Source organism: Nafulsella turpanensis ZLM-10, from assembly GCF_000346615.1.
In the GTDB taxonomy this organism is placed as follows: domain Bacteria; phylum Bacteroidota; class Bacteroidia; order Cytophagales; family Cyclobacteriaceae; genus Nafulsella; species Nafulsella turpanensis.
In genome coordinates, this window is sequence record NZ_ANNU01000017.1 from 27873 (window position 1) to 54811 (window position 26939).

The following is a 26939-nucleotide window of genomic DNA, read 5'->3' on the forward strand; positions in this document are numbered from 1 at the left end:
GAATGACGGTCTCCTATCACCTGAGCCGGATTCTTTTAAGAATTAAGAACAGGCCCTTTATTCACACCGTTCCTCCTGTAAAGGGTTTTACTTTTAAAACGTATCCTCTTCCATTGGCCCCTGTACCGATTGTGGAAACTTGTCTGCTATAAGCTTAAAGAGGCCCGGCAGACACTACCACGAATAGCAGAAAAAGCCATAAAAATATTACACCCTGACCTGACTGTATCCTTTTCAGCAATTTTAAATTTTAGCCAAATAGGGGAGTTTACAGCCCTCATAAATTCGGGCTCTGATATTTTCCAGGGCACTCCGGAAAAGGCTTCCTGTTTTGTCCAGGCTTTTCCTCCTCCATCAAAATCTCCCCTGCACCATTATTCCCCCCTAATCTTACACTTCTTTTCTCCGCTAATCAGGCACAGCACTTGTCATCTCTTTCTTGTTGATATTTAATATATAACTTTGAACATCAGCACAATAACCCCATTCGCCTCCGGCACCAAGAGAAGCCTGATGAGTACATTACCCAACTGGAAACCCAATACCGGTTCACACTGGAAACTAATTAAAAGGGCACTGGAATATACCAGATCAAACACCCGATACATACTGGTGGTTCTTGCCTGTACACTTACCATTGCTGTCATTGGGGTTAGCGAGCCCCTGCTAATGCGACATATATTCGACAGCCTTAGTGGAAACGGCTCCATAGAGGAAGTGCTAATGACTGCGGCAGCCATGCTGGGACTGGCCTTTGCTAAAGAGGCAATTGCCGCCCGTTCTAATTATTTGAGCTGGCGCACCCGCCTCTCCATCCACCATACGCTTTTAAGCTCTACCATTGAGCGCCTGCACCGCCTTCCGCTGGATAATCAGCGGAAAGAAGGTATTGGTGCAATTATGACCAAGCTCGATAAGGGCATACAGGGCTTCTTAAATGCGCTGAGCGAGGTGGTGTTTAACTTAATTCCTGCCATAGGCTACCTGCTGCTGGCCGTAAGTATTATGCTCCAGCTTGACTGGCGAATGACCCTGCTGGTCCTTCTCTTCGCGCCACTGCCTGCCATTATTGCCACCTGGGCAGCCCCTTCCCAAAGTAAGCGCGAAGAATTTCTGCTACAGAAGTGGGGAAAAATCTATTCCCGCTTCAACGAAGTGCTTTCGGGTATCGTTACCGTTCGCAGCTTTGCCATGGAAGATTATGAAAAGCAGCGCTTTCTCACCAATGTAAATGAAGCAAACGCAACCGTAACCAAAGGAGTCGCATTCGACTCCAGGATAAAAGCGGCACAAAACCTAAGCATCGCTATCGCAACCGTTACAGCTGTTACCTTCGGAAGCTGGCTGGTAATAAGAGGAGAAATGACTTTAGGTACCCTGGTGGCCTTCCTTGCCTATGTGGGAGGCCTCTTTGGTCCGGTACAGAATTTAACAGGTATATACCGAATTATCCGCACCGCCAGTGCCTCCTTAGGCCATATATTCTCAATTCTTGATACTCAGGATTCACTGGGCGATGCTCCGGATGCTATTGAGCTTAAAAATGTAAAGGGCGAGATTAATTTCGATCAGGTTTATTTTCATTATAACGCCACCAACCGCCCCATCCTGAAGGGGATTAACCTTCATGTTCCGGCAGGACAAACAATTGCACTTGTTGGCCCCAGCGGCACAGGAAAATCTACGCTAACCGCCCTTTTGCAGCGCTTTTACGACCCCGTTAGCGGCAGTGTCTCCATCGACGGACAAAATATCCTTTCACTGAAGCAGCAATCTATTCGCCGTAATATTGGCGTGGTACTGCAGGATGCGCTTCTCTTTAATGAAAGCATACGCGATAATATTGCCTATGGAAAACCAGAGGCAACCTTCAGGGAAATTGAAGCCGCTGCCCGTGCAGCCAATGCGCATGAATTTATTAGCAAGCTGGAAGAAGGCTATGATACAATTGTTGGAGAAAGGGGCAGCCGCCTTTCGGTAGGAGAACGACAGCGTATTGCCATTGCCAGGGCTATTCTTAAAAACCCGCCCATCCTCATTCTCGATGAGGCCACTTCGGCCATGGATGTGGAGCTGGAAGCATTGGTACAGGAGGCACTGGAACACCTGATGAAAGGCCGTACTTCTTTCATAATCGCCCACAGGCTCTCCACCATTGTTAAAGCCGATCGAATCATTGTGCTGAAGGATGGAAACATTCTGGAAGCAGGCAGGCATCAGGAGCTTATGATGAGCAATGGCTACTATGCTTCACTGGTGAATAAACAGGTAAGAGGATTACTCGTAGCTTGAAAAACCAGATTCAAATTAACCATTAAAGAGGCAGCCGGATTCAACTTTGGGCCGCCTCTTTTTTTTGCCACTATCTTCCTTAGGCTAAACTGCCTCTTCAGTTGCCTCTCATTATACCATAGAACCTGGCGCACATATGCGCGTATGGTAAGGTACTAACAAAAGCGAAACGAATATGGCAGGCTATCCTTACGAAATATTTTATCCCGGAAACTACCACCTTCAGCCAGGTAAAAAGTGGCCCCTCATTCTCTTCTTGCATGGTGCAGGAGAAAGAGGCAGCAATATGTCCAATGTTCGACTCCAGGGCATTCCGGACTTTTTAAGAGGCAGGAAAGACTTTCCTTTTATCGTGGCGTATCCGCAATGCCCAGCCGGGGAATACTGGACCATCCCTTTACTCAATGATTGGTACGAAAAAGTACTTGCAGAGGTAGATGCCGATGAATCAAGAGTATACCTGACAGGCCTGAGCATGGGAGGCTACGGAACCTGGTACTGGGCAGCGGCTCACCCGGAGAAATTCGCAGCCATTATTCCTGTTTGTGGGGGCGGGGAGCCTTCAAAAGCAAAAAACCTGATTAAAATGCCTACCTGGGCCTTCCATGGACAGAAAGATAATATTGTTCCGGTAGAAGAAACCCTGCAGATGGTGGAGGCGATAAGAGCAGCCGGAGGACATCCTAAAGTCACCATCTATCCCGACGCTTTCCACGACTCCTGGACCCCCACTTATACAAACCCGGATATTTACAGCTGGCTGCTGGGGCATAGGAAGGGAGATTAAAGGAGCAATTTGAAATAATGGCAAGAACAGCTATCAGTGGTGGCGGATAAATATCTTCGCCCTTAATATAAAAAGCTGATTGAAGGAAGAGTCTGATGCCAAAGGAGACAGTGTTCTCTTCTTTATGTTAAACCTTAGCTGTTTTAAAATCTAAAAGTTGGCTTAAAACAATAAATTAGAGAATAATATAATGAAAAAGGCATGATTATTGTTACTTTTATGCTTTTATCGTTAAAGCCGGGAACATGAAATTCTTTTATCTCTTCTGCCTTCTACTTATTCTTTTTACCCCTAATATTTCTGCACAATCACACTCTTCCCCGCCAGATACCGCATCTAAGAAGCTCCAGACATACCAACAGCACCATCCGTCGGAGAAAGTTTATCTCCACCTTGATAAAAATATTTATGCTCCTTCAGAAACCATTTGGTTTAAAGCATACATGGTCGATGGGAGCATTCACCTCCCCGGCTCCCTAAGCACCCTTCTATATGTTGAACTATGGAGCCCTCTGCAAACTCTGATTGCAAAACGTAATATTTTTGTTGCCGGAGGAGTAGGGAAAGGAGATATTGAACTTCCTGATTCCCTGGCAACAGGTGTTTATCACATAAAGGCATACACCCGCTATATGTTGAATAATGACACCGCCTTTATTTTTAATGAGCCCATCCATATTGTAGGAGAAAATGAACCTCCTGCCCTGGCAGCAGTGGAAACAATCCAGCTTCAACAAAATACCACTACAACTCCTGCACTGCCTTCGCCCCTACAGCTTCAATTTTTCCCTGAAGGTGGTGAGCTGGTAAACGGACTACAAAACCGCATGGGAATTAAAGCAGGGAGTGGAGCTGGTGAAAGTCTTGATATAAAAGGCAAAATCATCAATAACAGGGGTGATACCACCAGCTGGTTCAATACCTATAAGTTTGGCTTAGGGGATGTGTTGCTACAACCTTCCTTGGCCGACGCCCCCTATTCTGCAGTTGTTAATTATAAGGGAACAAACTTCTACTTTATGCTCCCGGAAGTAAAAGACAGTGGTTCTACATTGAGTGCCCGTACTCACAGCAATAAAATTTATATTAAAGCGGTGCATACAGATCCGGAAGATATCAAGGGAGCTTATATTCTTGGACACATCAGGGGAAGGGTTTTTACTACCATAGAAGCTGAGCCGGGGGCGAAAGAAATTTATGCCGCCCTCCCTACCGACAGCCTCCCGCCTGGCATTGCCCATTTTACACTCTTTAATAAAGAAGGCATTCCCCAGAGGGAAAGGCTGGTTTTTATCAGCCACCCAGATAAGCGTACAAGGCTATCTGTCAAAACAGACCAGCAAAGCTATGATACCCGTGAAGAAGCAAACTTTCAGCTCCACCTCCGCGACCATAGGGGTGAGGCCATCAGTGGAAATGTTTCGGCTACAATAATTGATAAATCCCTGCTGGAAGAGGGAGGGAACAAGCCCGATAACATCAGGAGTTTCTTTCTGCTCTCTTCTGACATGAAGGGGACCATTGAAAACCCTGCTTATTATTTTAACCCGGCAAATAAAGACAGGCTATACCTCCTCGACCTGCTGATGCTTACCCATGGCTGGAGAAAATTCACCTGGAAAGAGGTACTGGAAGCTCCGGCTACCTCCCCTGCCATCCTGCCGGAAGTCGGCTTTACCATTAATGGGCAACTGTTTAAATATTACCGCCGGGAAAAGGAACAGGAAGGAATTGTACAGCTCCGGCCCATGGAGGATTTACTTTTCAGCAAGTCAGATACTACTTCAGAAGATGGGAAATTTTCTTTTCAAGGACTGCACTTCATGGATACCGTTACTGTTATCCTGCAGGCAGATAAGGCAGGAAAAAAGAACAATAAAGGAAATGATGCGATCTATATTGCTGTAGATTCAGCAGGTATCCATCCTCTCAGGAAGGAACGCACCTCCTCCATCCCCACCAGAAATCCTTCCTTACAGGAAAGTCCAGTAGCAGGAGAATACCAGGATAAAATCAGCAAGATAAAAGAAATTGATGCTGCCTATGCTTTGGAAGAAGGAACCGTATTACTGGAAGAAGTAGCTGTTGACGCTAAAAAAGAGAAGAAGGATGATCCTTTCGACCGACCCGGTATGATGTACCACCACCCCACCAAAAGATTAATCCCTGATTCAATATCCTCCTCCACCGCCTTTCGTGATGTATTTGATATGCTTCAGGGCAGTATGCCGGGAGTCAAAATAGTAGGAACAGGGCTCCAGAAGTCTGTACTTATTAGAAATACTGTACCTGTATTTGTGCTGGATGGAATGCTTGTGGATCATTCTATCATCAGCATGATTCCTCCCTCTTATATTGCGTTTGTGGATATAGTAAGAGAAGGAAAAACTGCCATATATGGGCTTAGGGGAAATAATACAGTCATTGCTGTATATACCCGCAGGCATTCCGATGATGTAAATGTCAAAAAAGAGGTGCCCGGAATTATTAATTTTAAGCACCCTGGCTATTACCTGGCACGGGAATTTTATACTCCCAATTACCATAAAGATGACCCTTCGCACGCCAAGCCCGATTTCCGCAGTACCCTCTACTGGAACCCGGATATCTTTATTGATGAGGATGGAGAGGCTGAGATTAAATTTTTTACCTCGGATGAAAAAGAAGAGTACATCCTGCTGATTGAAGGCATAACAGCCGATGGCAGATTTATTACCGGAGAGAAAAGCTTTCAGGTAAAATAACTCCTCAACCTGCCCATTCCAGCAGAAGCTTCACCGTCTGAACCTGTTTATTGGAGCAATACAAGTCATTATTAGCATAGTTTATGCTTTGGAATATTGTACAGTCCAAAAGATTATTGTAAATAGATACTCTTAACGGAAAAGCTGATAACTCTAAACAACCCTTCCTATTTATACTCTTCTTTTAAATAATTACAAAAACAATAACCAACTGACAATCAATGGATTTTGTATTTATTGGATATAAAATAACAAAAAATCCATGTGAAGGAAGTGAAGGGGCATGGTTATTGCTTTTGTTATAATTTTAACATCAAAATTATAAAATTATGAAACAGCTCTTCCCCCTTTACTTTTTCCTGGCATTTTCCAGTTTTTCACTTTTTGGCCAAAACACACCTCCTGTTGCTGATGAGGTTCATGAAAAGCTCCTGTCTTACCAGCAGGCGCGGCCTACAGAAAAAGCTTACCTCCATACCGATAAAAGTATTTACAGTCCTGGAGAAACAATTTGGTTCAAGGCCTATTTAACCGATGGCAGCACCCTTCTTCCCGGCTCGCTAAGCACAATTCTTTATGTAGAGCTGCTTGGCCCTGACCAAAACCTGATTTCGAAGCGCAATATTTTCGTTGCCGAGGGAGTAGGTAAGGGCGATATTGCTCTCCCGGATTCTTTAGCTGCCGGATCTTATTCCATAAGAGCCTATACCCGCTATATGCTAAATGAAGGTCTTCCTCACCCATACACGAAAGATATTACAATTATTAAAGCCCTTCCCTCTCAACCTGCAACGAAAAAGCTTCCACCTCTTACAAGTTCAGAAAATATTGAGGCCCTGCCTGCTCAACTGAACCTTCACTTTTTTGCCGAGGGTGGAGAAGTAGTAAACGGCCTGCAAAATAGAATTGCCATAAAAGCAGTAAATGAAAGTGGAGAGGGAATAGATGTGGAAGGGAATATTGTTAATAACAGTGGAGAGGTTATTGGTGAATTCAGTACTTACAAATTTGGCTTGGGAGAAATTCAGCTCAAACCCACTCCGGGAGAAGTACCTTACTCAGCCATTGTTACCTACAATGGAAAAGACTACTCCTTTCAACTCCCGAACACCAAAGAGAGTGGCTTTGGAATAAATATCCGTAGCCACAATAACAGAATATATCTTAATGCTTCCCATACAAACCCGGATGAATTAGAGGGTGCGTTTGTACTGGGACATATCAGAGGTAATACCTTTGCTACCATAACAGGTGAAAAAGGTGCAAAAGAAATTTATGCCGCCATTCCAACAGATAGCCTGTCTTCTGGTATTGCGCACTTTACTCTTTTCAATAAAGAAGGAATCCCGCAGAGAGAAAGGCTGGTTTTTATTGATAATCCATTGCACCAGCTTTCCCTCAGCATAGCCACAGACCAGCCAACCTACGATACACGAGAGGAAGCAGGCTTTCAACTCAAGCTCCAGAATAAAAGAGGAGAAACGCCGATTGGTAATGTTTCGGCCACAGTAGTAGAAGAATCCCTCTTGAAAAAATTTAGGAAAAACGGCAATATCAGAAGCTTCTTTCTTTTAACTTCTGACTTAAGAGGTAAGATTGAAAATCCTGATTATTATTTTAACCCTCAAAATAAGGACAGACATTATCTCCTGGACCTCCTTATGCTAACTCATGGCTGGAGAAGATTCGCATGGAAAGAGGTCCTTGAAGAAAAACTGAAAGCACCTTCTATCCTTCCTGAAAAAGGTTTCACCGTTAACGGTCAGCTGTTCAATTATTCCCGGCAGGACAAGAAAACGGAAGGAATTGTTGAACTGCGAACCATGGAGAATTTTCTTTTCAGCAAAACCGATACAACTACTAAAGATGGACAATTTTCTTTCAATGAACTCCATTTTACAGATACCGTTACCTTTATTGTACAGGCCGACAGAATAAGAAAGAAGGATCGTGAAGGAAATGATAATTTCCATATAGAAATTGATTCCGGAAAAGACTTGAATATAGCTCCTCCGAAACTTTCTGTAAACACTGTAAAAAAAACCATCAATTATTCTGCATATAAGCAGTACCAGCAGAAAATGGCAAAAATACAGGAAATCGACTCTGTATATAGTCCGGATAGGCGAGTAATTCTGTTAGATGAGGTTTCAGTTGAATCGGAAAGAGCGCGCGAAGAGAGCGTATTTGAACATAGTGGAAGTTTTTATCGTGAACCATCAGGCAGACTTCTAATGGATTCTATGCCTCCCGGCTTCTCTGCTATGAATGTATTCGATATTATTCAGGGAAGGGTACCGGGCGTTTTTGTAACAACAAATGGAGCAGGCAGAACAGCAGTAATAAGAGGCCCCGGAAGCTTTCGCGCTGGTGCCAACGATGCTCTGTTCCTGTTAGATGGTATGCCGGTTGAACCTCAGGTGATGAACACTATTTTTGGCCATGATATTGCTTATATAGATGTAGTGAAGGGAGCTAAAACAGCTGCTTTCGGCTCAAGAGGAAGTAATGGGATAATTGCCGTTTATACAAAGCGTGGCGTAGGCCAACAGCCTATCAATGAAGATGTACCAGGCATCATTACCTTTAAGTATCCCGGCTATTACCTGGCACGGGAATTTTATACTCCCAATTACCATAAAGATGACCCTTCGCACGCCAAACCCGATTTCCGCAGTACCCTCTACTGGAACCCGGATATCTTTATTGATGAAAATGGAGAGGCTGAGATTAAATTTTTTACCTCGGATGAAAAAGAAGAGTATATCCTGCTGATTGAAGGCATAACAGCCGATGGCAGATTTATTACCGGAGAGAAAACTTTTTCTGTAGAATAGACCGTCCGTCTCAGCTCACGAAAATAAAAGAGGCTACCTTTTCGGGCAGCCTCTTTTGTTAAAAACCGTTACTTCTACTCTTTTTCGTAAATCCAGCTTTCTACCTCTTCAAGCGTAGGGTTCTTCACCTCCTTTAGCTTCATCTTTTTGCGGGTGCCGCAAATATCATTGAAAAGTTTCGTAGGAGTGCTGTGCTTCAGCTGCTCAATCGTCAGGATTTTCAATTCCTGCAGAATCGGAATCAGCTCCTCACGAATGCCCTGGTCTTTATAATCCTGCTCAGTGGCATATTTCACTTTCTTCTCCGGGCGCATCTGCGGGAAGAAGAGCACATCCTGAATAGAATTGGAGTTGGTCATGATCATGCTCAGGCGGTCGATGCCAATACCCAAACCTGCTGTTGGCGGCATTCCATATTCAATAGCCCGCAGGAAGTCCTCGTCGAGCACCATGGCTTCTTCATCGCCCCGCTTGCCCAGCTCCAGCTGCTCTTCGAAGCGCCTGCGCTGATCGATAGGATCATTCAGCTCAGAGAAGGCATTACAGATTTCCTTACCGTTACAGATAGCCTCGAAACGTTCAACCAGACCTTCTTTGCTGCGGTGGCGCTTGGCAAGCGGCGACATCTCCACAGGGTAATCGGTAATAAAAGTTGGCTGAATCAGCTGGGCCTCACATTTCTCGCCGAAAATTTCGTCAATCAGCTTACCTTTACCCATGGTTTCATCCACCGGTACATCCAGCTTTTGGCAGGTTTCGCGCAGCTGGGCCTCGTCCATTTCAGAGATATCGATTCCTGTAAAATGCTCAATGGCTTCGAACATGGTAAAGCGTTTCCATGGGCGCTGGAAGTTGATGGTATGCTGACCAACCTTTACCTCAGTAGTTCCATGCAGGTCAAGGGAAACTTTCTCCACCATTTCCTCTACCAGGTTCATCATCCAGTTATAGTCTTTATAGGCTACATACAGCTCTACCTGGGTAAACTCAGGATTGTGGAAGCGGCTCATCCCCTCGTTACGGAAGTCTTTGGCAAACTCATATACACCATCGTATCCGCCTACAATCAGCCTTTTCAGGTAAAGCTCATTGGCAATACGCAGGTACAGAGTCATGTCGAGCGTATTGTGGTGGGTTTTAAAGGGACGGGCAGCGGCACCACCATAGAGTGGCTGCAAAATAGGGGTTTCGACCTCCAGGTACCCGCGCTCATTCAGGTAAGAGCGCATCGACTGCACCAGCTGAGAGCGCTTCCGGAAGGTTTCCCGCACGTGAGGATTCACAACCATATCGACATAGCGCTGGCGGTAACGCTGCTCCGGATCGTCGAATGCATCGTAGCGCACAACATTACCCTGCTCATCTTCCCGCTCTTTAACGATAGGCAATGGACGGAGCGATTTGCTCAGTATTTTCAGCTCCGTAACGTGGATGGAAATTTCTCCGGTTTGGGTGGTAAATACGTAACCTTTTACACCAATAAAGTCGCCAATGTCTAACAGCTTTTTGAAAACCGTATTGTACATCGTCTTATCTTCATCAGGGCAAATGTCGTCGCGGCGAACATAAAGCTGAATACGGCCGGTGGAGTCCTGCAGTTCGGCAAAAGAGGCAGAACCCATAATGCGCTTGCTCATGATACGGCCGGCAATGGATATGTTTTTATAGTCTGTTTTTCGCTTTTCGTAATTGGTTTCAATATCCTTCGCCGTTACGTTTACCTCGAAGGTTTCGGAAGGATAAGGGTTAATCCCCAGCTCACGAAGCGCTTCCATTTCTTCGCGCCGCCTGAGTTCCTGTTCGCTTAAATGCTGCATAAGACCGTCTTCTGTTATTAGAGTCGTACAGGCAAATTACCTGCAAATAAAATTTGGTGCAAATTTAGTAATTAATCATGGTAATTTTATGCAGGGGAACGGCTAATTGCGGAATGGACAAAATAAAGCGCCTCATCTTCTTCTATAAAAAGAAAAGGAGGCGCACTAAAAAGATACCTTTATTCCTTTACAGGAGTTTTATTCCTCTGCGGTTCATTTCGCGCCTCACCAGGTTAAACTCCCGGCTGCTTTGGCCTGCCATAGCTGTATTTTCCTGCGCACGGCGAATCAGGTAGGGCATTACATGCTTTACAGGACCATAAGGAACATACTTAGCCACATTGTACCCGTGAGCAGCAAGGGCATAGGACATATTATCGCTCATACCGTAAAGCTGGGCGAAGAAAAAGCGGGGATCTTCTTTATGCACACCATGCTTCTCCATGAGCATGGTAAGGTAATAATTGCTGTAGTCGTTGTGCGAACCGCAGCACATGCCGATTCGCTGCTTATGGTCGAGGCAAAATTTTAAGCCCTGGTTAAAGAGGTCGTCGGTCATTTCTTTATTCGGATTGATCGGATCCGGATAACCTTTTTCTTCCGCCCGATCTCTCTCCTTTTCCATATAGGCTCCCCGCACCAGCTTAGCACCCAGCCATACCTGGTGGGTAACTGCAAAGTGGAGGGCATTCCGGAGGAGCTGCAGACCATCTACCCGGTACATCTGGTAAGTATTGTACACCACCGGCCGTTCTCCATTATACCTTTTCATCATCTCCAGGGCCAGCTGATCGATTACGTCCTGAATCCAGGTTTCTTCCCCGTCAATAAAAACTCTGGTATTGGCATCGTGGGCTGCTTTGCAGATACGATCTACCCTTTCTTTTACCTGATCAAAACTTTGCTGTTCGGTTTCCGATAGCTTATCGCCCCGCTGCACTTTTTCTAATAAACTAAAGCGGGCAATACCGGTGACTTTAAAAACACAAAAAGGAATAGTAGGGGTGGTGCGGGCTTTCTCTACTGTACGAAGGATTTCCCTGGTAGTCGCCTCAAAGGCTTTTTCATTCTCCTCTCCCTCCACCGAATAATCAAGTATCGTCCCTATATTCGACTGGGCCAGTTCCTGAATGGTTTTCTCACTGTCTTCTATGGTTTCTCCCCCGCAAAACTGCTCAAAAATAGTTTCCTTTATCAGCCCTTTTACCGGCAGGTGGAGGTTAAGCGCCTGCTTCAGCAAAACAGTACCAACATTAGTCAGCAAATTGCTGTTCATGGCAGCAAAAATCAGGTATTTCTTGCGCAAAGCCAGGTCAGATTGTGAGGCAAATGCTACTGCGGTGTCTTCGAAAGACAGCGGTTTTTCGGGTATATGTGTCAATACTGTTCCTTCCATAGTCATGCAATCGATTGTGTATACGGCGCACTTCCGGATAAGTTCCTGCACAACTAATGACACATTTGTCGGGGGCTTGTCTTGTATCCGGCTCGTTCAAAGGATTTACAACATGTGTAAATCCAGGCGAATTTCCGGCAAGTATATGTACAAGTATTGGATTTTAAAACTGCTGCCTGGGAAATATTATCCCCTGGCTCTTTACAGCAAACAGAGGGTGTTTCCGCTCTTGCAGAGGGTGGTAATTCGGGTGGTTTAGTGTACCTTTACCCTTATAAGCAGATAGAGCAAAATGAATAAGAACTGGATAACAGCTTATGGTCAGCAGCCGCTGTACATTGCAGGCCCCTGCAGTGCCGAAACGCCGGAGCAGCTTCGCACGACTGCCCTGGCTGTTCAGCAGCTTGGCATTAAGCTGGTGCGGGCAGGAGTGTGGAAACCACGCACCCGCCCCAACAGCTTTGAAGGAGTAGGCGTAGAAGCCCTGAAATGGATACAGGAGATAAAAAAAGAAACAGGACTTGCCTTTGCAATAGAGGTGGCCAATCCACTGCATGTAGAAGCTGCCCTTCAGTACGATATAGACGTCCTCTGGATTGGCGCCCGCTCTACTGTTAACCCTTTTACCGTACAGGAAATTGCCGATGCCCTGCAGGGAACTGATAAACCAGTGCTGGTTAAGAACCCCATTAACCCCGACCTCTCGCTCTGGATGGGTGCCTTTGAGCGGCTAAAAGGCAGAGGCATCGACAAGCTGGGGGCCATTCACCGGGGTTTCTCTTCTTTTGCTGAAAGCCGCTACCGCAACATTCCTGCCTGGCAAATTCCAATTGAACTCAAACGGCTTATGCCGGACCTGCCTCTTATTTGCGACCCCAGCCATATTGGGGGCGATAGCCTTATGATCGAAGGCATCTCTCAAATGGCCCTGGACCTGGATTACGACGGGCTTATGATTGAAACGCACCCGACTCCTGCTGAAGCCTGGAGCGACGCCAAACAGCAGGTAAGTCCTGCTCAGCTACAGGAAATTCTATCGCGCCTGCGGAAGCGCGACCCGGCCAGTCAGCACCCGGAGTTTGCTGATAAGCTGGAGGAAATCCGCGACCAGATTGACCAGGCTGACCGGGAAATCCTGGAGGCGCTCCACCGGCGTATGGAACTGGTCGGGCGAATTGGCGAGTATAAGCGAAACCATAATATTGCCATCCTGGACCTGAAGCGCTGGAACGAGATTTTTGAAAGTCGCCCGCAATGGGGAAAAAAGTTTGGCCTGAAGAAATCATTTATAAAAGAACTGTATAAGTTGGTCCATCAGGCCTCCATTAAAATGCAGACGAACATTCTTAACAACAAAAAGGAAAAATATTGAATCTTCCTTCGAGCATCCACACCCATTTACCAGCGCCGGAAGCACTGCAAAAGCTTTTGCTGGAGTTGGACTTTTCGCAACTGGCTGTCCTCACCGATGAGCATACCAGCCGACATTGCCTTCCTAAAATAAAGCGGGCATTACCAGAGTCATTTACCTCCATTGAAATCCAAAGTGGAGAGGAAAATAAAAACCTGCAAAGCTGTTCCCACATCTGGGAAGCGCTTACCAGTACCGGCTTCGACCGGAAAGGCATTCTTATCAACCTTGGCGGGGGCGTGCTAACCGATATGGGGGGCTTTTGTGCAGCTACCTATAAAAGAGGAATCCGCTTTATCAATATCCCTACCACTCTCCTCTCGCAGGTCGATGCCAGCGTGGGCGGAAAGCTGGGCATTGATTTTATGGGGTTCAAAAATCATATCGGGCTTTTCCAGGAAGCAGAGGCGGTATTAATCGATGCTGATTTTTTAAGCACGCTGCCGCTGCAGGAGCTACGGTCTGGCTATGCAGAGGTAGTAAAACATGCCCTTATTGCCGATGCCCATCACTGGCAGCAACTGCAGGAGAAGGACTGGCAGCAACAAGACTGGCAGCAAATCATCAGGCACAGCATAGGCTTAAAGCAGCAGATTACCTTAGCCGACCCGAGGGAAAAGGGATTGCGCAAAATCCTTAATTTCGGCCATACCATCGGCCATGCGGTCGAAAGCTATTTTCTGGAGAACGGCCCCAAACTCCTCCATGGGGAAGCGGTGGCCATTGGCATGGTGGCCGAAGCATACCTTTCTTACTTAAAAACCGGCCTATCTGCTGAGGAACTGCAGAACTGCTGCAGCTATATCAGCGAAATTTTTCCTTTAGCCTCTATTCCCGAAAGCGCTTTTGAGCAGCTGATCAGCCTTGCTCTGCAGGACAAAAAGAATGAAAGAGGCATTATTCACTGTACCCTTTTAAGCCAGGTAGGGAAAGCAGTGTACGATGTTGCTATTAGCCGGAAAGATATAGAAGAAGCCTTCCAATGGTACAATAAAAAAGGCTGGATAAATTAATTATCCAGCCTAAAGCAGTTGGTAAGTATGTGCTAAAGCAGATTAGCCTTTTAAATCGTCTATTTCGCGCTCACCACGCTCTCTGAGTCTCTCAGCCTCGGCCAGGGCGCTGTTGGTAAGGTCTCTGATCTTTTCAAAGCCCACTTCCCACTGGTCTTCAAGGTCATTTACCAGTGCATCGGCCTGGCGGCTTAGCTTATCTCTGGTCATTCGTCCGCTGTCGGGAGCCATTAGCATTCCAATAGCAATGCCTGCTGCAGTACCAGCTAAAAAGGCAAAAAGTGATTTGTCTGAATTATTCATAAGAATTGAGGATTAAGGAATAAAAATTATTTAATCTACTTAACGGTTTGGATGCAAACTTGTTTTGACGGATTGCCAACGCTTAATTTACGTAAAAGTAAGAAGGAAGTTCAAAGATTCAGTAAAAAGTTAAATCACAGCTCCTTACTTTGCTAAACCATTACTCCATGTTTACTCCTATAGTACGTATTAACCTGCAAAAAAATATTCGCCCTGCGGCCATTTCTTTACCGGCCTCTAAAAGTGAAAGTAACCGGGCACTTATTATTGCGGCACTTTGTCCCGGTGGCGCCGAACTCCACAATATTTCTGAAGCCCGCGACACCCAAACCATGCAGCGGCTCCTGCAATCGGATGAACGGGTAATGGATGTATTGGATGCCGGCACCACTATGCGTTTTCTTACTGCTTTTTTTGCCGTAAACGGGCAGGAAAAGATCATGACCGGGACTGAACGAATGCAGCAACGCCCTATAGGCCTGCTGGTCGATGCCCTCCGCTTACTCGGAGCACAGGTAGACTATACCGCCAGGGAAGGATACCCTCCTCTCCATATCAGCGGCCCTTTTGAGCAAAAAATAAAAAGGCTTAGCATAAGAGGCGATGTAAGCAGCCAGTACATTTCGGCCCTGCTCATGATAGCCCCTGCTCTCTCCCAAGGCCTCGAGCTGCAGCTGGAAAGAAAAATCGGCAGCCGCCCTTATATAGACATGACTCTCCAGCTCATGACCCGCTTTGGTATAGAGGCGGAGTGGAACGGTAACATTATTAGGGTAAAACCCGGCCAGAGCTATAAAACGGAAAGCTATACCATTGAATCGGACTGGTCGGGTGCGAGCTATTGGCTCAGCTTTACCGCCCTGGCTGAAGAGGCTGAGATAAGCCTCCTCGGCCTTCGTCCCGATTCGCTGCAGGGCGATATCCGTATCCTTGAAATCATGGAGAAAGCAGGGGTTGGCTACCGGTGGGAAGGCAGTATGCTTCATTTGTTTAAAAAGGAAGCTGCCGGTGAAATTTCAGTAGATTTTACCCACTGCCCTGACCTGGCTCAGACGGTGGCAGTGGCCTGTGCTGCCAAGGGCATCAAAGGCTATTTTACCGGCCTGGAAAGCCTGCGGATTAAAGAAACCGACCGTATTGCTGCACTGCAGACCGAGTTAGCAAAAATAAATGCACGCCTCATAGAAGCGGAAGAAGGTAAATGGGAGTTACACCCAACAGATAAAATGCCGGAAGGAGCGATCCGTATCCACACCTACGACGACCATCGAATGGCCATGGCCTTCGCCCCATTAGCGACCCAACTGCCATTGGTAATAGAAGAGCCGGATGTAGTAAGGAAGTCATACCCGCGCTTCTGGCAGAATATGGAAGAGGCCGGTTTTAGTCTACAGGTGGAGGGCTGAGGAAATCTCCTGCTGTAGCTGCTTAAAATACGGCACTGCCTTTAATAAGCGGCTGCCATACCAGCTGAACATCTCTCCATCGACTGTCATGATTACGGCACCCGGACATAGGTCCCTGAACTCCTGAACATGCTTCTCTCCGAAAGGGTATGGTTCGGAGGAAAGCAGGATCAGGCGCGGATTTAGCTGTCGGATATCTTCGGCAGAAAGCTCCGGGTATCGCTCCTGCTCCTTGAGTACATTGGCAAAGCCGCAACGCTGCAGCATTTCGTCAATAAAGGTATTTCCACCTGCTACCATATAAGGCTTTCGCCAGATAAAGTACAGGCAGCTAAGGGGTGATATCGCCTGGAGGTTGTTGAATTTATCATTAACCTCCTGTGCCAGTGCAGCTCCCCTTTCGGCTCTGCCTGTTATCTCCCCTAGCTGAGTAACCATTTGCAGGGCATCTTCAAGGGTAAAAATATCGCTCATCCACACCGGGAATTCCTTTTCCAGTTCTTCTATTCCTTCCTGGTAGTTTTCTTCTTTATTGCCAATGATCAAATCAGGCCGAAGGGCCCGTATTCTGTCGAAATGAAAGTTTTTAGTGCCGCCAATTACCTGTTTTTCCTTGCGCAGGTGGGCCGGGTGTACACAAAATTTAGTAAGCCCCACCACTTCCTGCTCAAGTCCAAAGCTATAAAGCAATTCGGTTTGGCTGGGCACCAACGATATAATACGCCGTGGGCGGTCCGGCACTTCTACTTTGCGCTGCATCTGGTCGGTATAGAGGGGCATCTTTTTTTAGATTAGAGATGGGAGACCTGAGACAGGAGACGCAAAAAACTAAACCTTTCTTTCTAATGTCTCCAGTCTCATTTCTCACATCTAAAGCTTTATTTAAAATATCTGAAATCGTGTCCTTCGGGCAGGTGCTGCAGAAATTCCATCATCAGCTTAATCACGTTCTCCACATCTTCTTTATGCACCATTTCCACTGTGGTGTGCATATACTTAAGTGGCAGGCTAATGAGGGCAGAGGCGACACCTTCGTTGCTGTAGGCAAAAGCATCGGTATCGGTACCGGTGGCGCGGCTGGCAGATGCCCGCTGAAAAGGAATTTCGGCCCGCTGCGCATTTTCGATAATCATATCGAGCAGGTTGTTGTGCACTGCCGGTCCATAAGTAAGTACCGGCCCAAGCCCCGCCTTCTGGTTACCGCTTACTACTTTGTTGTAAAGAGGCGAATTGGTATCGTGGCACACATCGGTTACAATGGCTACATCAGGCTTAATCCGCTGGGCAATCATCTGCGCTCCGCGAAGACCTACTTCTTCCTGCACCGCATTTACTACATATAAGCCAAAGGGCAGCTTTACCCCTTGTTCCTTTAACCTGCGGGTGGCTTCGGCAATCATATAGCCGCCAATGCGGTTGTCAAGCGCCCTGCCGGACCAGTAGCGACCGTTTAGCTCAATCAGCTCATCGTCGAAGGTAACAACCGTACCGGGATGGATGCCAAGGGCTTCCACTTCGTCTTTGCTGCTGCAGCCAACATCGATAAAGATATTTTTACTGGTGGGTTTAAGGTCTTTTTCATCATGGCGAACATGCACAGCCGGCCAGCCAAACACGCCCTTTACCAGCCCTTTACGGGTATGGAAATCCACCCGTTTGGAGGGGGCAATCTGGTAATCGGAGCCGCCATTACGCCGGACATAAATATAGCCATCGTCGGTAATGTAATTTACAAACCAGCTGATTTCATCGGCATGGGCCTCGATTACTACTTTATACTTAGCCTGTGGGTTAATGACACCGACTGCGGTACCGTAAGTATCAGAAAACCACTCATCGACATGGGGCCTTAAATAGTCGAGCCAAATTTGCTGGCCTGACTTTTCAAAACCGGTAGGAGATGTGTTGTTCAGGTATTTATAAAGAAATTCAATGTTTTTTTCCATATCTTAATTTTATCAGTTCCGTACTACAGTCAATGTATATCAGGAGCAATTGTTTACACTTTTTAAGCTATGCCATTTACCTTCGCACACCCGGCCATTGTGCTGCCGTTAAAGAAAATGAATGCCCGCTGGTTCTCGCTCACAGGGTTGGTAACAGGCAGCATTACGCCTGACTTTGAATACTTCCTGCTGGTACAGGGGACCGCTAACCCTATCGGAGAAACTATTTTAGGGGTGTTTATTTTCGACTTACCCATGTCCATTGTACTTGGCCTGCTCTTTCACCTGTTGGTGCGGAATCCATTAATCCGCCATCTCCCCTCCCCCTTCGATCGGCGACTGTCGGGTTTCCTTACTTTTGATTTTTTACACTACCTTAAGCGGCACCCATGGATATACATCCTTTCGGTGATAGTTGGAGCCGTTTCTCATCTCGTACTTGATACTGTTACCAGTCCGGCTGCTATGATGGATACCTTTCAACGGCTTGAACAACTGGGGAGCCGGAGGGATTTGCCCCTGATGATGGGAGCACTCGGAGAACACCCTTTCTACACACTGGAAAAAGCTTTTTCAGCCGTCGGCATGTTACTTATTTTGTACCTGCTCCTGCGAACCAACGTTCCGCTGCCAGGCTATAGAATCCTGCGCTTTCGGGAGAAGGTAGAGTTTTTCAGCCTGCTCTCCATTTTTATGGCAGGCGGCACCATTGCTTCCTTTGAGTTCCTGCCAATCGTTTTTGGGCCCGCCCAGCTAATTATCAGCACACTTTCAGCAGCCATGCTCAGCCTCATCCTGTGCTCCCTCATTTTTAGAAAACGGGGCAGCCTGGCGATAAAAAAAGCCTGATACACCCTATAGGTATACCAGGCTTTCCTGTTTCTTATCTCCTTAAAGAGGAATATTGCCGTGCTTTTTGCGGGGCAGCTTATCGGCTTTATTTTCCAGCATTTTAAAGGCTTTAATAAGTTTGCCGCGGGTTTCCGATGGCATAATTACCTCATCGACATAACCACGATGTGCTGCCCTGTAAGGATTTGCAAACTTGACAGTATACTCATCCACCTTTTCCTGCAGCTTCGCCTCCGGGTCTTCGGCAGCGGCAATCTCGCGACGGAAAATAATTTCTGCTGCACCTTTGGCTCCCATTACGGCAATTTCGGCCATAGGCCAGGCAAAGTTCATATCGGCCCCAATGTGCTTGGAGTTCATTACATCATAGGCCCCGCCATATGCCTTGCGGGTAATAACAGTAACACGTGGAACAGTTGCTTCGCTAAAGGCATAGAGCAGCTTGGCTCCGTTGGTAATAATGGCATTCCACTCCTGGTCGGTACCCGGCAAAAAGCCCGGCACATCTTCAAATACCAGCAGGGGTATATTAAAGCAATCGCAAAAGCGTACAAAGCGGGCTGCTTTAGTGCTGGCCTGTATATCGAGCACACCGGCCAGGGAAGCAGGGTTATTCCCAACAATACCAATGCTGCGACCGGCAAGGCGGGCAAAGCCTACAACTATATTTTCGGCAAAGTTTTTATGTACCTCAAAGAAGCTTCCTTCATCGACCACCCCTTCCACCACTTCGCGCATGTCGTAAGGCTGGTTAGGATTATCGGGTATAAGGTCATTCAGCGCCGGGCGGCTTTCGTCGGCTTTTGGCTCGTATGGCAGCATAGGTGCATCTTCCTCGCAGTTCTGCGGCACATAGCTCAGGAGCTTCTTCAGGTAATTAATACACTCCACCTCATTGGCACAGCTGAAATGGGTGACGCCACTTTTGCTGCTGTGCGTGCTGGCACCCCCCAGCTCTTCGGCTGTAACATCTTCCTGCGTAACGGTTTTTACCACATTAGGCCCTGTTACAAACATATAGGAAGAGTTCTCCACCATCATGATAAAGTCGGTAATAGCAGGGCTATATACGGCTCCACCTGCACAGGGCCCCATTACGGCCGAAATCTGCGGAATAACACCGCTGGCAAGTGTATTGCGGTAAAAAATATCGGCATAACCACCAAGCGACACGACCCCTTCCTGTATACGGGCTCCGCCGGAATCGTTTAAGCCAATTACCGGTGCGCCATTCTTCATGGCCAGGTCCATTATTTTAACAATTTTTTCGGCATGGGTTTCAGAAAGAGAGCCTCCGAAAACAGTAAAATCCTGAGAGAATACATATACCAGGCGCCCGTTTATTGTACCATAGCCGGTTACTACACCATCGCCCAGGTAGTGCTGCTTATCTAAACCAAAGTCCTTGGCCCGGTGCATCACAAATTTGCCTATTTCCTCAAAAGAACCTTCATCCATTAATAAATGGATTCGCTCCCTTGCCGTAAGCTTATTCTTTTTGTGCTGGGCTTCTATCCGCTCGGCACCTCCGCCCTGCAGGGCTTCTTCATTTTTCTTTTTAAGCAGTTCGTATTTTTCCTTATTCGTCGGGAAGGTGTATTTACGTTCATTCAGTTTATCGTCGCTCATGCTACAGGGGGTTTATCGCCAAAATTAAAAATTATTCCTATCGAACCCTTCTTCTGATAGAAGAAGAGGCCATTGGAGACTGAAAAGTCCAAAGATAAAAAAATAGAGGAGTTAATAAATATAATCTGCCCATATTCATGCAAAAATCGGCTCAGACAAACGGGTAAATACAAATAATTTCTTGGATAAGCGAAACCCTTAAACGCAGGAACGGTATAAACAAGCCACGAGTCTGAAGAGGAGTGATAAGGCGAAAAAGCGGCCAAAAAGTCCCTAAACCTTAGAATTTAAAAGTCTGCCTCTAAAAACTGTTACACCTGAAACATTAAAATAATTATCGGGTTAATAGTAACTGTATGGCTATCAGCCGTATAATAACTAAAACATTTTTTTTGTTGAACCAAAATTTTTATCGTATGAAAAAGCTGACAAATGAAACAAAATTAAGCTCTCTGCTTCCAACCAAAACCATCGGAAGCCTGCTAACTGCCGGACTTTTCCTTTTTGGCGCCGCTTCCTGCGGACCCGCAAATGAAGAAAATGCAGTAGCAGAAGACGAAGTATATGAGGAACCACTTGCTGAAGATGAGGCATTTGCCGAGGACGAAGCATTAGCAGAGGGTGATTTTAATGAGTGGGATACCAATGATGATGAACTTTGGGATGATAATGAGTTTGAAACCGTAGCCAATGACGCTGGTCTATACGAAGGTTGGGATGAAGATGCAGACGGCTTATATTCAGAGGACGAAGTAGACGCAGGTCTTTTCGAAGTTTATGATGAAAACGATGATGGTTTCCTTGATGAAGAAGAATACTCTGCCTGGAATACTGCCTGGGGCGGTGAGTACGAAGAGGAATTCGAAGCATGGGATGCCGATGCAGATGGTGTGCTGGCCGAAGATGAGTTCTTTGAAGGCACTAACGAAGCTGACCTCTACGAAGGCTGGGATGAAGATGGTGATGGCCTTTACAGCGACGACGAGTTGGAAGGTGGCCTTTTCGAAACCTGGGACGCCGATGATGATGGCTACCTGAGCGATGAAGAATATAACACAATCGGTTATAACTTCTGGGGTATATAATCCTTATGAACTTTAACTGAACTCTGAAAAGAGATAAAAAAAAAGCCTCCAGCTGAATGGGGGCTTTTTTTTTGTTCTTCCATTACCCCAGGGTGTCTTCACCTCAATCATTTCAGCTTTAACGCAACCCTGTAGTCCAGAAACGTATACTATAGCATAAAACTAATTTTCTGAATTAACTTTTTAAACTATGAAAATAAGAACATTTAAAATAAAAAACCGTAAGCCTTTTTCTCTTCAAAAGCTTGGCACTCTTTTTACGATTTTCCTTTTCTCCTGGGGAGCTATTTCCTGCGATGCAGGCAGCGGAGTAGATGAGGACGACAGCATTGCCGAGGAAACTGCAGAAATAAACAAAGGGCTGGAAGAGCAGCCGGAATGGGCAAGGGATGACGTCCAGAACCTGGGAAATGACGTGGAAGAAGTGGAAGAAGGAGAAATAGAGAACGATGAGGGCGCAGTGGAGGGGAATCCTATCACTCCTGTTACCGAAGAAGCCTTTTATGAGTGGGATAAAGACAACGACCGGCGCTGGAATTCGGAGGAATTCAGATCCAGGGTAGAAAATGTAGGCCTGTACGAGGAGTGGAATATGGGTAACGATGAGGTTTTCTCCGAAAATGAATTCCATGGCAGCTATTTCGATGAATGGGATGATGATAATGACGGCTATCTGGAGAGCGACGAATACCGCGTAGGCTACAGAGACTGGAGAGACGATTATGCTGAAAACTTCACTGAATGGGACCTAAACCAGGACAACAGGTTAGAGCTTGCCGAGTATGAAGCTGGAATGAGAGAAACCGGTCTTGTTGATGAATGGGATGTTGACAGAGATGGCAATTTAACAGAAGATGAGGTAAACACGGGAATATTTAACAGCTGGGACCAAAACGGAGATGGTTACCTGGAGTTTGATGAATATAATGAAGTAGATGAGTAAGATTTAAATATCACTGCTTGTAGAAAGTCTTAGTTAATCCGCCTCTGAACAGTGTTTCAGAGGCGGATTTTCCTTTTTTAGAATAAATAATTCACTTTCTGTTTAAGAATACAAACCATGAACTAACGGTCTGCATACCAATACCTTAAGCAACAAATAACAGCAGCTTTTCGTAACAATCTTGCGTTTTACCGTATATATAAGTAGTTAATTTTTTTATTGAACTTAAACTTTTTTGAAATGAAAAATTTAGATAACCAAAAAACAAGCAAATGGTCTGCCGCGAAAGTATTCGGTGGAGTAGCTACTGCCTTTCTGTTTTGCTTTGGTACCGCCACCTTTGCACAGGACTATGAGCCGGTTTCCGATACAGAAGTAGATGAATTTACGGAATGGGATGCCGATGCAAACGAAATGTGGGATGAAAACGAATTTGACTCCAGCCTAGGAGATAACGGTATTTTTAACGACTGGGATACTGACGATGACGGATTCTACTCTAACGATGAGTTTAGTACCGGGCTTTTCGACCAGTGGGATGAAGACGAGAATGGCGAACTTGACTATGATGAATATTCCGCAGGTAATTCTGCCTGGGAAGACGATTTCGGCGACAACTTCAGCGAGTGGGACACCAATGATGATAACATCATTGATACTGAAGAGTATAATGCAGGTTTAGATGATGCCGGTATCTATGATGAATGGGATACTGATGATGACGAATTATTCAGTGAAGATGAATTTAACACCGGACTTTTCAGCACCTGGGATGAGGACGAAGATGGATTCCTGAACGATAGGGAATATACCAAATCTAACTACGACGCCTGGTACGACGATGAAGAACTCTTTAATGAAGAAGAGGAAGATGTTGAAGTAGAAGAAGGTGTTGATGAAGAAGAAGGAGTCCTTGAAGAAGAAGGGATACTTGAAGATGAGGATGAGGTACTGGAAGGTGACGATATGTAAAAATAAACCTCGTTTAACACCTGCGTAAGCAGGAAATAAAAAGCCAGCGGGAATACACCTGCTGGCTTTTATTGTGTACCAAATCTCTTCTGAACTATAACCCTAGAATGTCTCCATAAAGAGCAGAAATACTACTCCAAGTATAATTCTATAGTAGCCAAACTGCTTAAATCCATAATTCTCCACCAGTTTTAAAAATATTTTTACAGCCAGCCATGCAAAGAGGAAAGCCACTAATAAGCCCACTCCCAAAAGAAAAAATTCATGGCTGGTTAAGTCGGCCGGTGTTTTGTACAAATCATAACCCGTGGCTGCAATCATAGTAGGCACCGCCAGCAAAAAGGAAAATTCCGTTGCCTGCTTCTTGTCCAGGCCATTGAAAACCCCTCCAATAATGGTAGCAGCCGCGCGGGAAGTTCCCGGTATCATGGAAAGGCACTGGAACAGACCTATGAAAAGGGCATTTTTATAGGATATATCTTCCAGGTCGATATACTCCGAATCTTTTGCGACTACTTTGCGATCAATCCATATCAGGATAATGCCACCCACAATAAGGGCAATGGCCACAACAGTAGGGTTGAAGAGATAAGACTTTATGGTCTCATAAGCGAGAAAACCCGCTATAGCCGTAGGAATAAATGCTGCACTCAGCTTAAAGTAAATTGTTAAGCTTTGCAGAAAACGCTTGGCATAGAGGAGCACAATGGCCATAATAGCCCCAAGCTGAATGGCCACCTCAAAAGTTTTTACAAAAGGTTCCTCATGCATTTTCATAGCCGCCGAGGCTAAAATCATGTGGCCGGTGGAAGATATAGGCAGGAATTCCGTTAGGCCTTCTATCACAGCCAGTACAATTGCTTGTATAAGAGTCATGCAGGGGAACTGTTCAGGTAAATAATTTCAGGACACTAATATAGTATTACCCTACAGCACCACCAATGATGAAGACAAACTTCTGTTAAAAGTACAAAAATTAAATACCGGAAGTAAAAGAATAAAAACCTGTTGCCCCTGTAGTCTCTTTATTTCAGTCTCTCCGCCAAACCCGTGAACTACATGTAATTTATCTGCAATACTGGCTCTGGCCAGGAGCTTGGATGAGCAGAAATCAGTATATTTGTAAGTCGGGTTATGTGATGTTATCGTATGAATTTACTAATTGTAGAGTCTCCCAACAAAATTAAAAAACTAAAATCCTTACTGGGCAAGGATTGGGAAGTGGCGGCTTCCGTTGGACATATCCGCGACCTGCCGGCCAAAAACCTGTCCATCGATAAAGCCAATGGCTATAAAATGCTCTATCAGCTGAACGATGACAAAAAATCAGTGGTAGCAGCCCTACAGAACAAGGTAAAGGCAGCCGGCAAAGAAAATGTATATCTTGCTACTGACCCCGACCGCGAAGGCGAGGCCATTTCTTTCCATTTATGTGCCGCCCTGGGGCTCAATTATAAAACAAGCAAGCGGGTAAGCTTTCAGGAAATTACAAAGGGGGCGGTGCTAAAGGCCATTGAGGCGCCCCGTACTATTGACCTGAACCTGGTGTCGGCACAGGAAACCCGCCGTGCCATTGACCGCCTGGTGGGCTACGAAATAAGTCCGGTACTCTGGCGCAAGCTCGAAAGCGGCCTTTCAGCAGGTCGTGTACAGTCTGTCGCCCTCCGGCTTTGCGTAGAGCGCGAAAAGCAGATTTTATCCTTTGCCGACCGCTTTAACTACCAGCTCAACGGCTGGTTTAAAACCACTAAAGGCGATACTCTAAAGGCCAAAAAGAAAGATTACTTTCAGGCCGAAGAAGATGCTTACTCCTACCTGCAAAACTCTGTTTCTAAAACATTCAGGGTTACCGACATTACGACCAAACCGGCAGAAAAGCTGCCGCAGCCGCCCTACTCTACGTCCTCCCTGCAGCAGGATGGGGTAAAAAAGCTGAAGATGAATGTTAAGCGGGTAATGGATGTGGCGCAAAAGCTCTTCGAGGGTGGTCATATTACTTATATGCGTACCGATAGCCAAAACCTGTCGGAATCGGCCACTGCCGAGGCCAAAATACAGATCACCAACCAGTACGGCGGCGACTACTTCGAACAGCGCCAGTTTAAAAGCAAGGCCGGCTCACAGGAGGCGCACGAAGCAATTCGCCCAACAGACTGGAATAATGCACAGGCAGGCGATACAGAGGAAGAGCGCCGCCTCTACGACCTTATTTACCGCCGGGCACTTGCCAGCCAAATGAAGGCTGCCCGCTTCGACGAAACCATCATCAGTATTGAATCTGAACAGCCCGACGACCTCTACACCAGCAAGGCTAAAATTATGACCTACGACGGTTACCTGAAGGTGTACCAGGAAGAAAAAGAAGAAGACGATAAGGAAGAGGATGAAGATACCATACAGCCGGTTGAGGTGGGAGAAGTACTGGAAATGCTGAAGCTGGAAGCCCGCCAGGTATATGCCAAGCCCCCCCGCCGGTTCGATCAGGCCACCCTGGTAGCCGAGCTGGAAAAGAAACAAATAGGCCGGCCTTCTACCTATGCCAGCATTCTTAACACCATTATGTACCGCCAGTACGTAAAAACCGGCAATGCCGAAGGCAAACAGTTAACCGCTGCCCTGCTCACGCTTGAAAATGGCGAGCTTACCCGTTCCGAAAAAACCGAAACCCTCGGCTCCGATAAAAACAAGCTCATTCCTACGGAAAAAGGCATCCGCCTTACCGAATTTATGGAGAGCAACTTCGCCCAGGTAGTCGATTACCAGTTTACGGCCAAATGTGAGGACCTCTTCGACGAAATTGCAGAAGGAAAAAGAAACTTCGCCCAGATTGTTCCTGCCTTCGACCGCCGTCTGGCCAAATGGGTGGAACATGTGAATGAAAATTACCAGGATATCCCCGCCGAAAACCAACTCGAAATCGGGCAGTACGAAGAGCACCCACTGCTGGTCGGCAAGGGCAAATTTGGTGTTTATGTAAGCCATAAAGGCACCTACTATCCTGTGGATGACCGCCGAAAACCGGAGACCGTTACTGTAGAAGATGCCATTGCCGCTATTGAAAAGAAGCGCGCCACCATGCCCCGCGAAATCGGCATTTTTGAAGGAAAAGCCGTGCAGACAGGGAAGGGTAAGTTCGGCACCTATGTGCTCTTCGAGAAAAAGTATATCAATGTAGAAGATAAGGAGCCTGATGCTGTTTCTCTTGAAGAAGCTATTGCCTTAATTGAAGCTAAGCGGGCTCAAATGGAAGAACGTAAGAAGAGCCTGCTTGCACAAATAGGGAAGAAATATCAAATCCACAATGGCAAATGGGGCCTGTATGTTACCGACGGTAAGATCTTTGCCAATTTACCTAAAAATGTAAGTGTAGAAGAAGCGGCGGGCTGGAAGGCAGAGCAGTGCAAAAAAACCATAGCCGATTACCTGGAGTGGAAAGAAAAGCAAACCAAAGAGGGCGCTGAAAGCTAGCCGCAAAAATTAAAAGCACCTGTTCCATACGAATGAGC

The 26939-nt window shown here is 46.2% G+C and carries 19 protein-coding genes; 12 read left to right on the forward strand and 7 right to left on the reverse strand.

The window, feature by feature from the left end; translation table 11 throughout:
• Positions 1-513: 513 nt before the first annotated feature.
• From F752_RS0107870 to F752_RS0107885, 4 genes are all read left to right on the forward strand, one after another.
• Positions 514-2292, forward strand: coding sequence for an ABC transporter ATP-binding protein (locus tag F752_RS0107870; protein ID WP_051049880.1), 1779 nt, complete (start codon positions 514-516; stop codon positions 2290-2292).
• Positions 2293-2467: 175 nt separating this feature from the next.
• Positions 2468-3079, forward strand: a complete 612-nt coding sequence (locus F752_RS0107875) for a carboxylesterase family protein (RefSeq protein ID WP_017731186.1) — start codon at positions 2468-2470, stop codon at positions 3077-3079.
• Between the two features lie 245 nt (positions 3080-3324).
• Complete coding sequence (locus F752_RS0107880) at positions 3325-5823, forward strand: TonB-dependent receptor plug domain-containing protein (protein WP_017731187.1); 2499 nt, start codon at positions 3325-3327, stop codon at positions 5821-5823.
• 329 nt (positions 5824-6152) lie between these two features.
• Complete coding sequence (locus F752_RS0107885; RefSeq protein ID WP_017731188.1) at positions 6153-8660, forward strand: TonB-dependent receptor plug domain-containing protein; 2508 nt, start codon at positions 6153-6155, stop codon at positions 8658-8660.
• Positions 8661-8734: 74 nt separating this feature from the next.
• Here F752_RS0107885 and lysS read toward each other — a convergent pair whose 3' ends face one another.
• Positions 8735-10477 (reverse strand): lysine--tRNA ligase, encoded by a 1743-nt coding sequence (gene lysS, locus F752_RS0107890; protein ID WP_017731189.1) that lies wholly within the window; start codon positions 10475-10477, stop codon positions 8735-8737.
• Positions 10478-10664: 187 nt separating this feature from the next.
• Positions 10665-11873: a proline dehydrogenase family protein gene (locus F752_RS0107895; protein WP_017731190.1), complete on the reverse strand. Its 1209-nt coding sequence runs from the start codon at positions 11871-11873 to the stop codon at positions 10665-10667.
• 292 nt (positions 11874-12165) lie between these two features.
• On the opposite strand from F752_RS0107895, the gene F752_RS0107905 reads away from it, so the two are divergent.
• Positions 12166-13245, forward strand: coding sequence for a bifunctional 3-deoxy-7-phosphoheptulonate synthase/chorismate mutase type II (locus F752_RS0107905; RefSeq protein WP_017731192.1), 1080 nt, complete (start codon positions 12166-12168; stop codon positions 13243-13245).
• Positions 13242-14297 (forward strand): 3-dehydroquinate synthase, encoded by a 1056-nt coding sequence (gene aroB, locus F752_RS0107910; RefSeq protein ID WP_017731193.1) that lies wholly within the window; start codon positions 13242-13244, stop codon positions 14295-14297. The genes F752_RS0107905 and aroB overlap by 4 nt, the downstream gene beginning before the upstream one ends.
• A gap of 42 nt (positions 14298-14339) precedes the next feature.
• Here aroB and F752_RS0107915 read toward each other — a convergent pair whose 3' ends face one another.
• Complete coding sequence (locus F752_RS0107915; RefSeq protein WP_017731194.1) at positions 14340-14600, reverse strand: YtxH domain-containing protein; 261 nt, start codon at positions 14598-14600, stop codon at positions 14340-14342.
• A 167-nt stretch (positions 14601-14767) separates the two neighbouring features.
• On the opposite strand from F752_RS0107915, the gene F752_RS0107920 reads away from it, so the two are divergent.
• Positions 14768-16006: a 3-phosphoshikimate 1-carboxyvinyltransferase gene (locus tag F752_RS0107920; RefSeq protein ID WP_017731195.1), complete on the forward strand. Its 1239-nt coding sequence runs from the start codon at positions 14768-14770 to the stop codon at positions 16004-16006.
• Here F752_RS0107920 and F752_RS0107925 read toward each other — a convergent pair.
• Entirely contained in the window at positions 15989-16786 is a 798-nt protein-coding gene (locus F752_RS0107925) for a helical backbone metal receptor (RefSeq protein ID WP_017731196.1), read from the reverse strand. The two genes, F752_RS0107920 and F752_RS0107925, sit on opposite strands and share 18 nt — an antisense overlap.
• A gap of 98 nt (positions 16787-16884) precedes the next feature.
• Entirely contained in the window at positions 16885-17952 is a 1068-nt protein-coding gene (locus F752_RS0107930) for a M42 family metallopeptidase (RefSeq protein ID WP_017731197.1), read from the reverse strand.
• 69 nt (positions 17953-18021) lie between these two features.
• Here F752_RS0107930 and F752_RS25265 point away from each other — a divergent pair, with 69 nt between their 5' ends.
• The gene (locus F752_RS25265; protein ID WP_017731198.1) at positions 18022-18801 is read left to right on the forward strand and encodes a DUF4184 family protein; all 780 of its coding nucleotides are present in this window, start codon (positions 18022-18024) and stop codon (positions 18799-18801) included.
• 42 nt (positions 18802-18843) lie between these two features.
• Here the strand turns inward: F752_RS25265 and F752_RS0107940 are convergent, their stop codons facing one another.
• Positions 18844-20433, reverse strand: coding sequence for an acyl-CoA carboxylase subunit beta (locus F752_RS0107940; protein ID WP_017731199.1), 1590 nt, complete (start codon positions 20431-20433; stop codon positions 18844-18846).
• A gap of 416 nt (positions 20434-20849) precedes the next feature.
• Between F752_RS0107940 and F752_RS0107945 the strand changes: the two genes are divergently transcribed.
• The 3 genes from F752_RS0107945 (at position 20850) to F752_RS26230 (ending at position 23433) form a co-directional block, all read left to right on the forward strand.
• The gene (locus F752_RS0107945) at positions 20850-21518 is read left to right on the forward strand and encodes an EF-hand domain-containing protein (RefSeq protein ID WP_152425069.1); all 669 of its coding nucleotides are present in this window, start codon (positions 20850-20852) and stop codon (positions 21516-21518) included.
• 190 nt (positions 21519-21708) lie between these two features.
• Positions 21709-22461 carry an EF-hand domain-containing protein gene (locus F752_RS0107950; protein ID WP_017731201.1) on the forward strand — a complete coding sequence of 251 codons (753 nt, stop codon included), beginning with the start codon at positions 21709-21711 and terminating at the stop codon, positions 22459-22461.
• A 240-nt stretch (positions 22462-22701) separates the two neighbouring features.
• Positions 22702-23433 (forward strand): hypothetical protein, encoded by a 732-nt coding sequence (locus F752_RS26230; RefSeq protein ID WP_017731202.1) that lies wholly within the window; start codon positions 22702-22704, stop codon positions 23431-23433.
• A 102-nt stretch (positions 23434-23535) separates the two neighbouring features.
• Here F752_RS26230 and F752_RS0107960 read toward each other — a convergent pair whose 3' ends face one another.
• Positions 23536-24309, reverse strand: coding sequence for an undecaprenyl-diphosphate phosphatase (locus F752_RS0107960; RefSeq protein WP_017731203.1), 774 nt, complete (start codon positions 24307-24309; stop codon positions 23536-23538).
• Between the two features lie 273 nt (positions 24310-24582).
• Between F752_RS0107960 and topA the strand changes: the two genes are divergently transcribed.
• Positions 24583-26901, forward strand: coding sequence for a type I DNA topoisomerase (gene topA, locus F752_RS0107965; RefSeq protein WP_017731204.1), 2319 nt, complete (start codon positions 24583-24585; stop codon positions 26899-26901).
• The last annotated feature ends 38 nt before the right edge of the window (positions 26902-26939 follow it).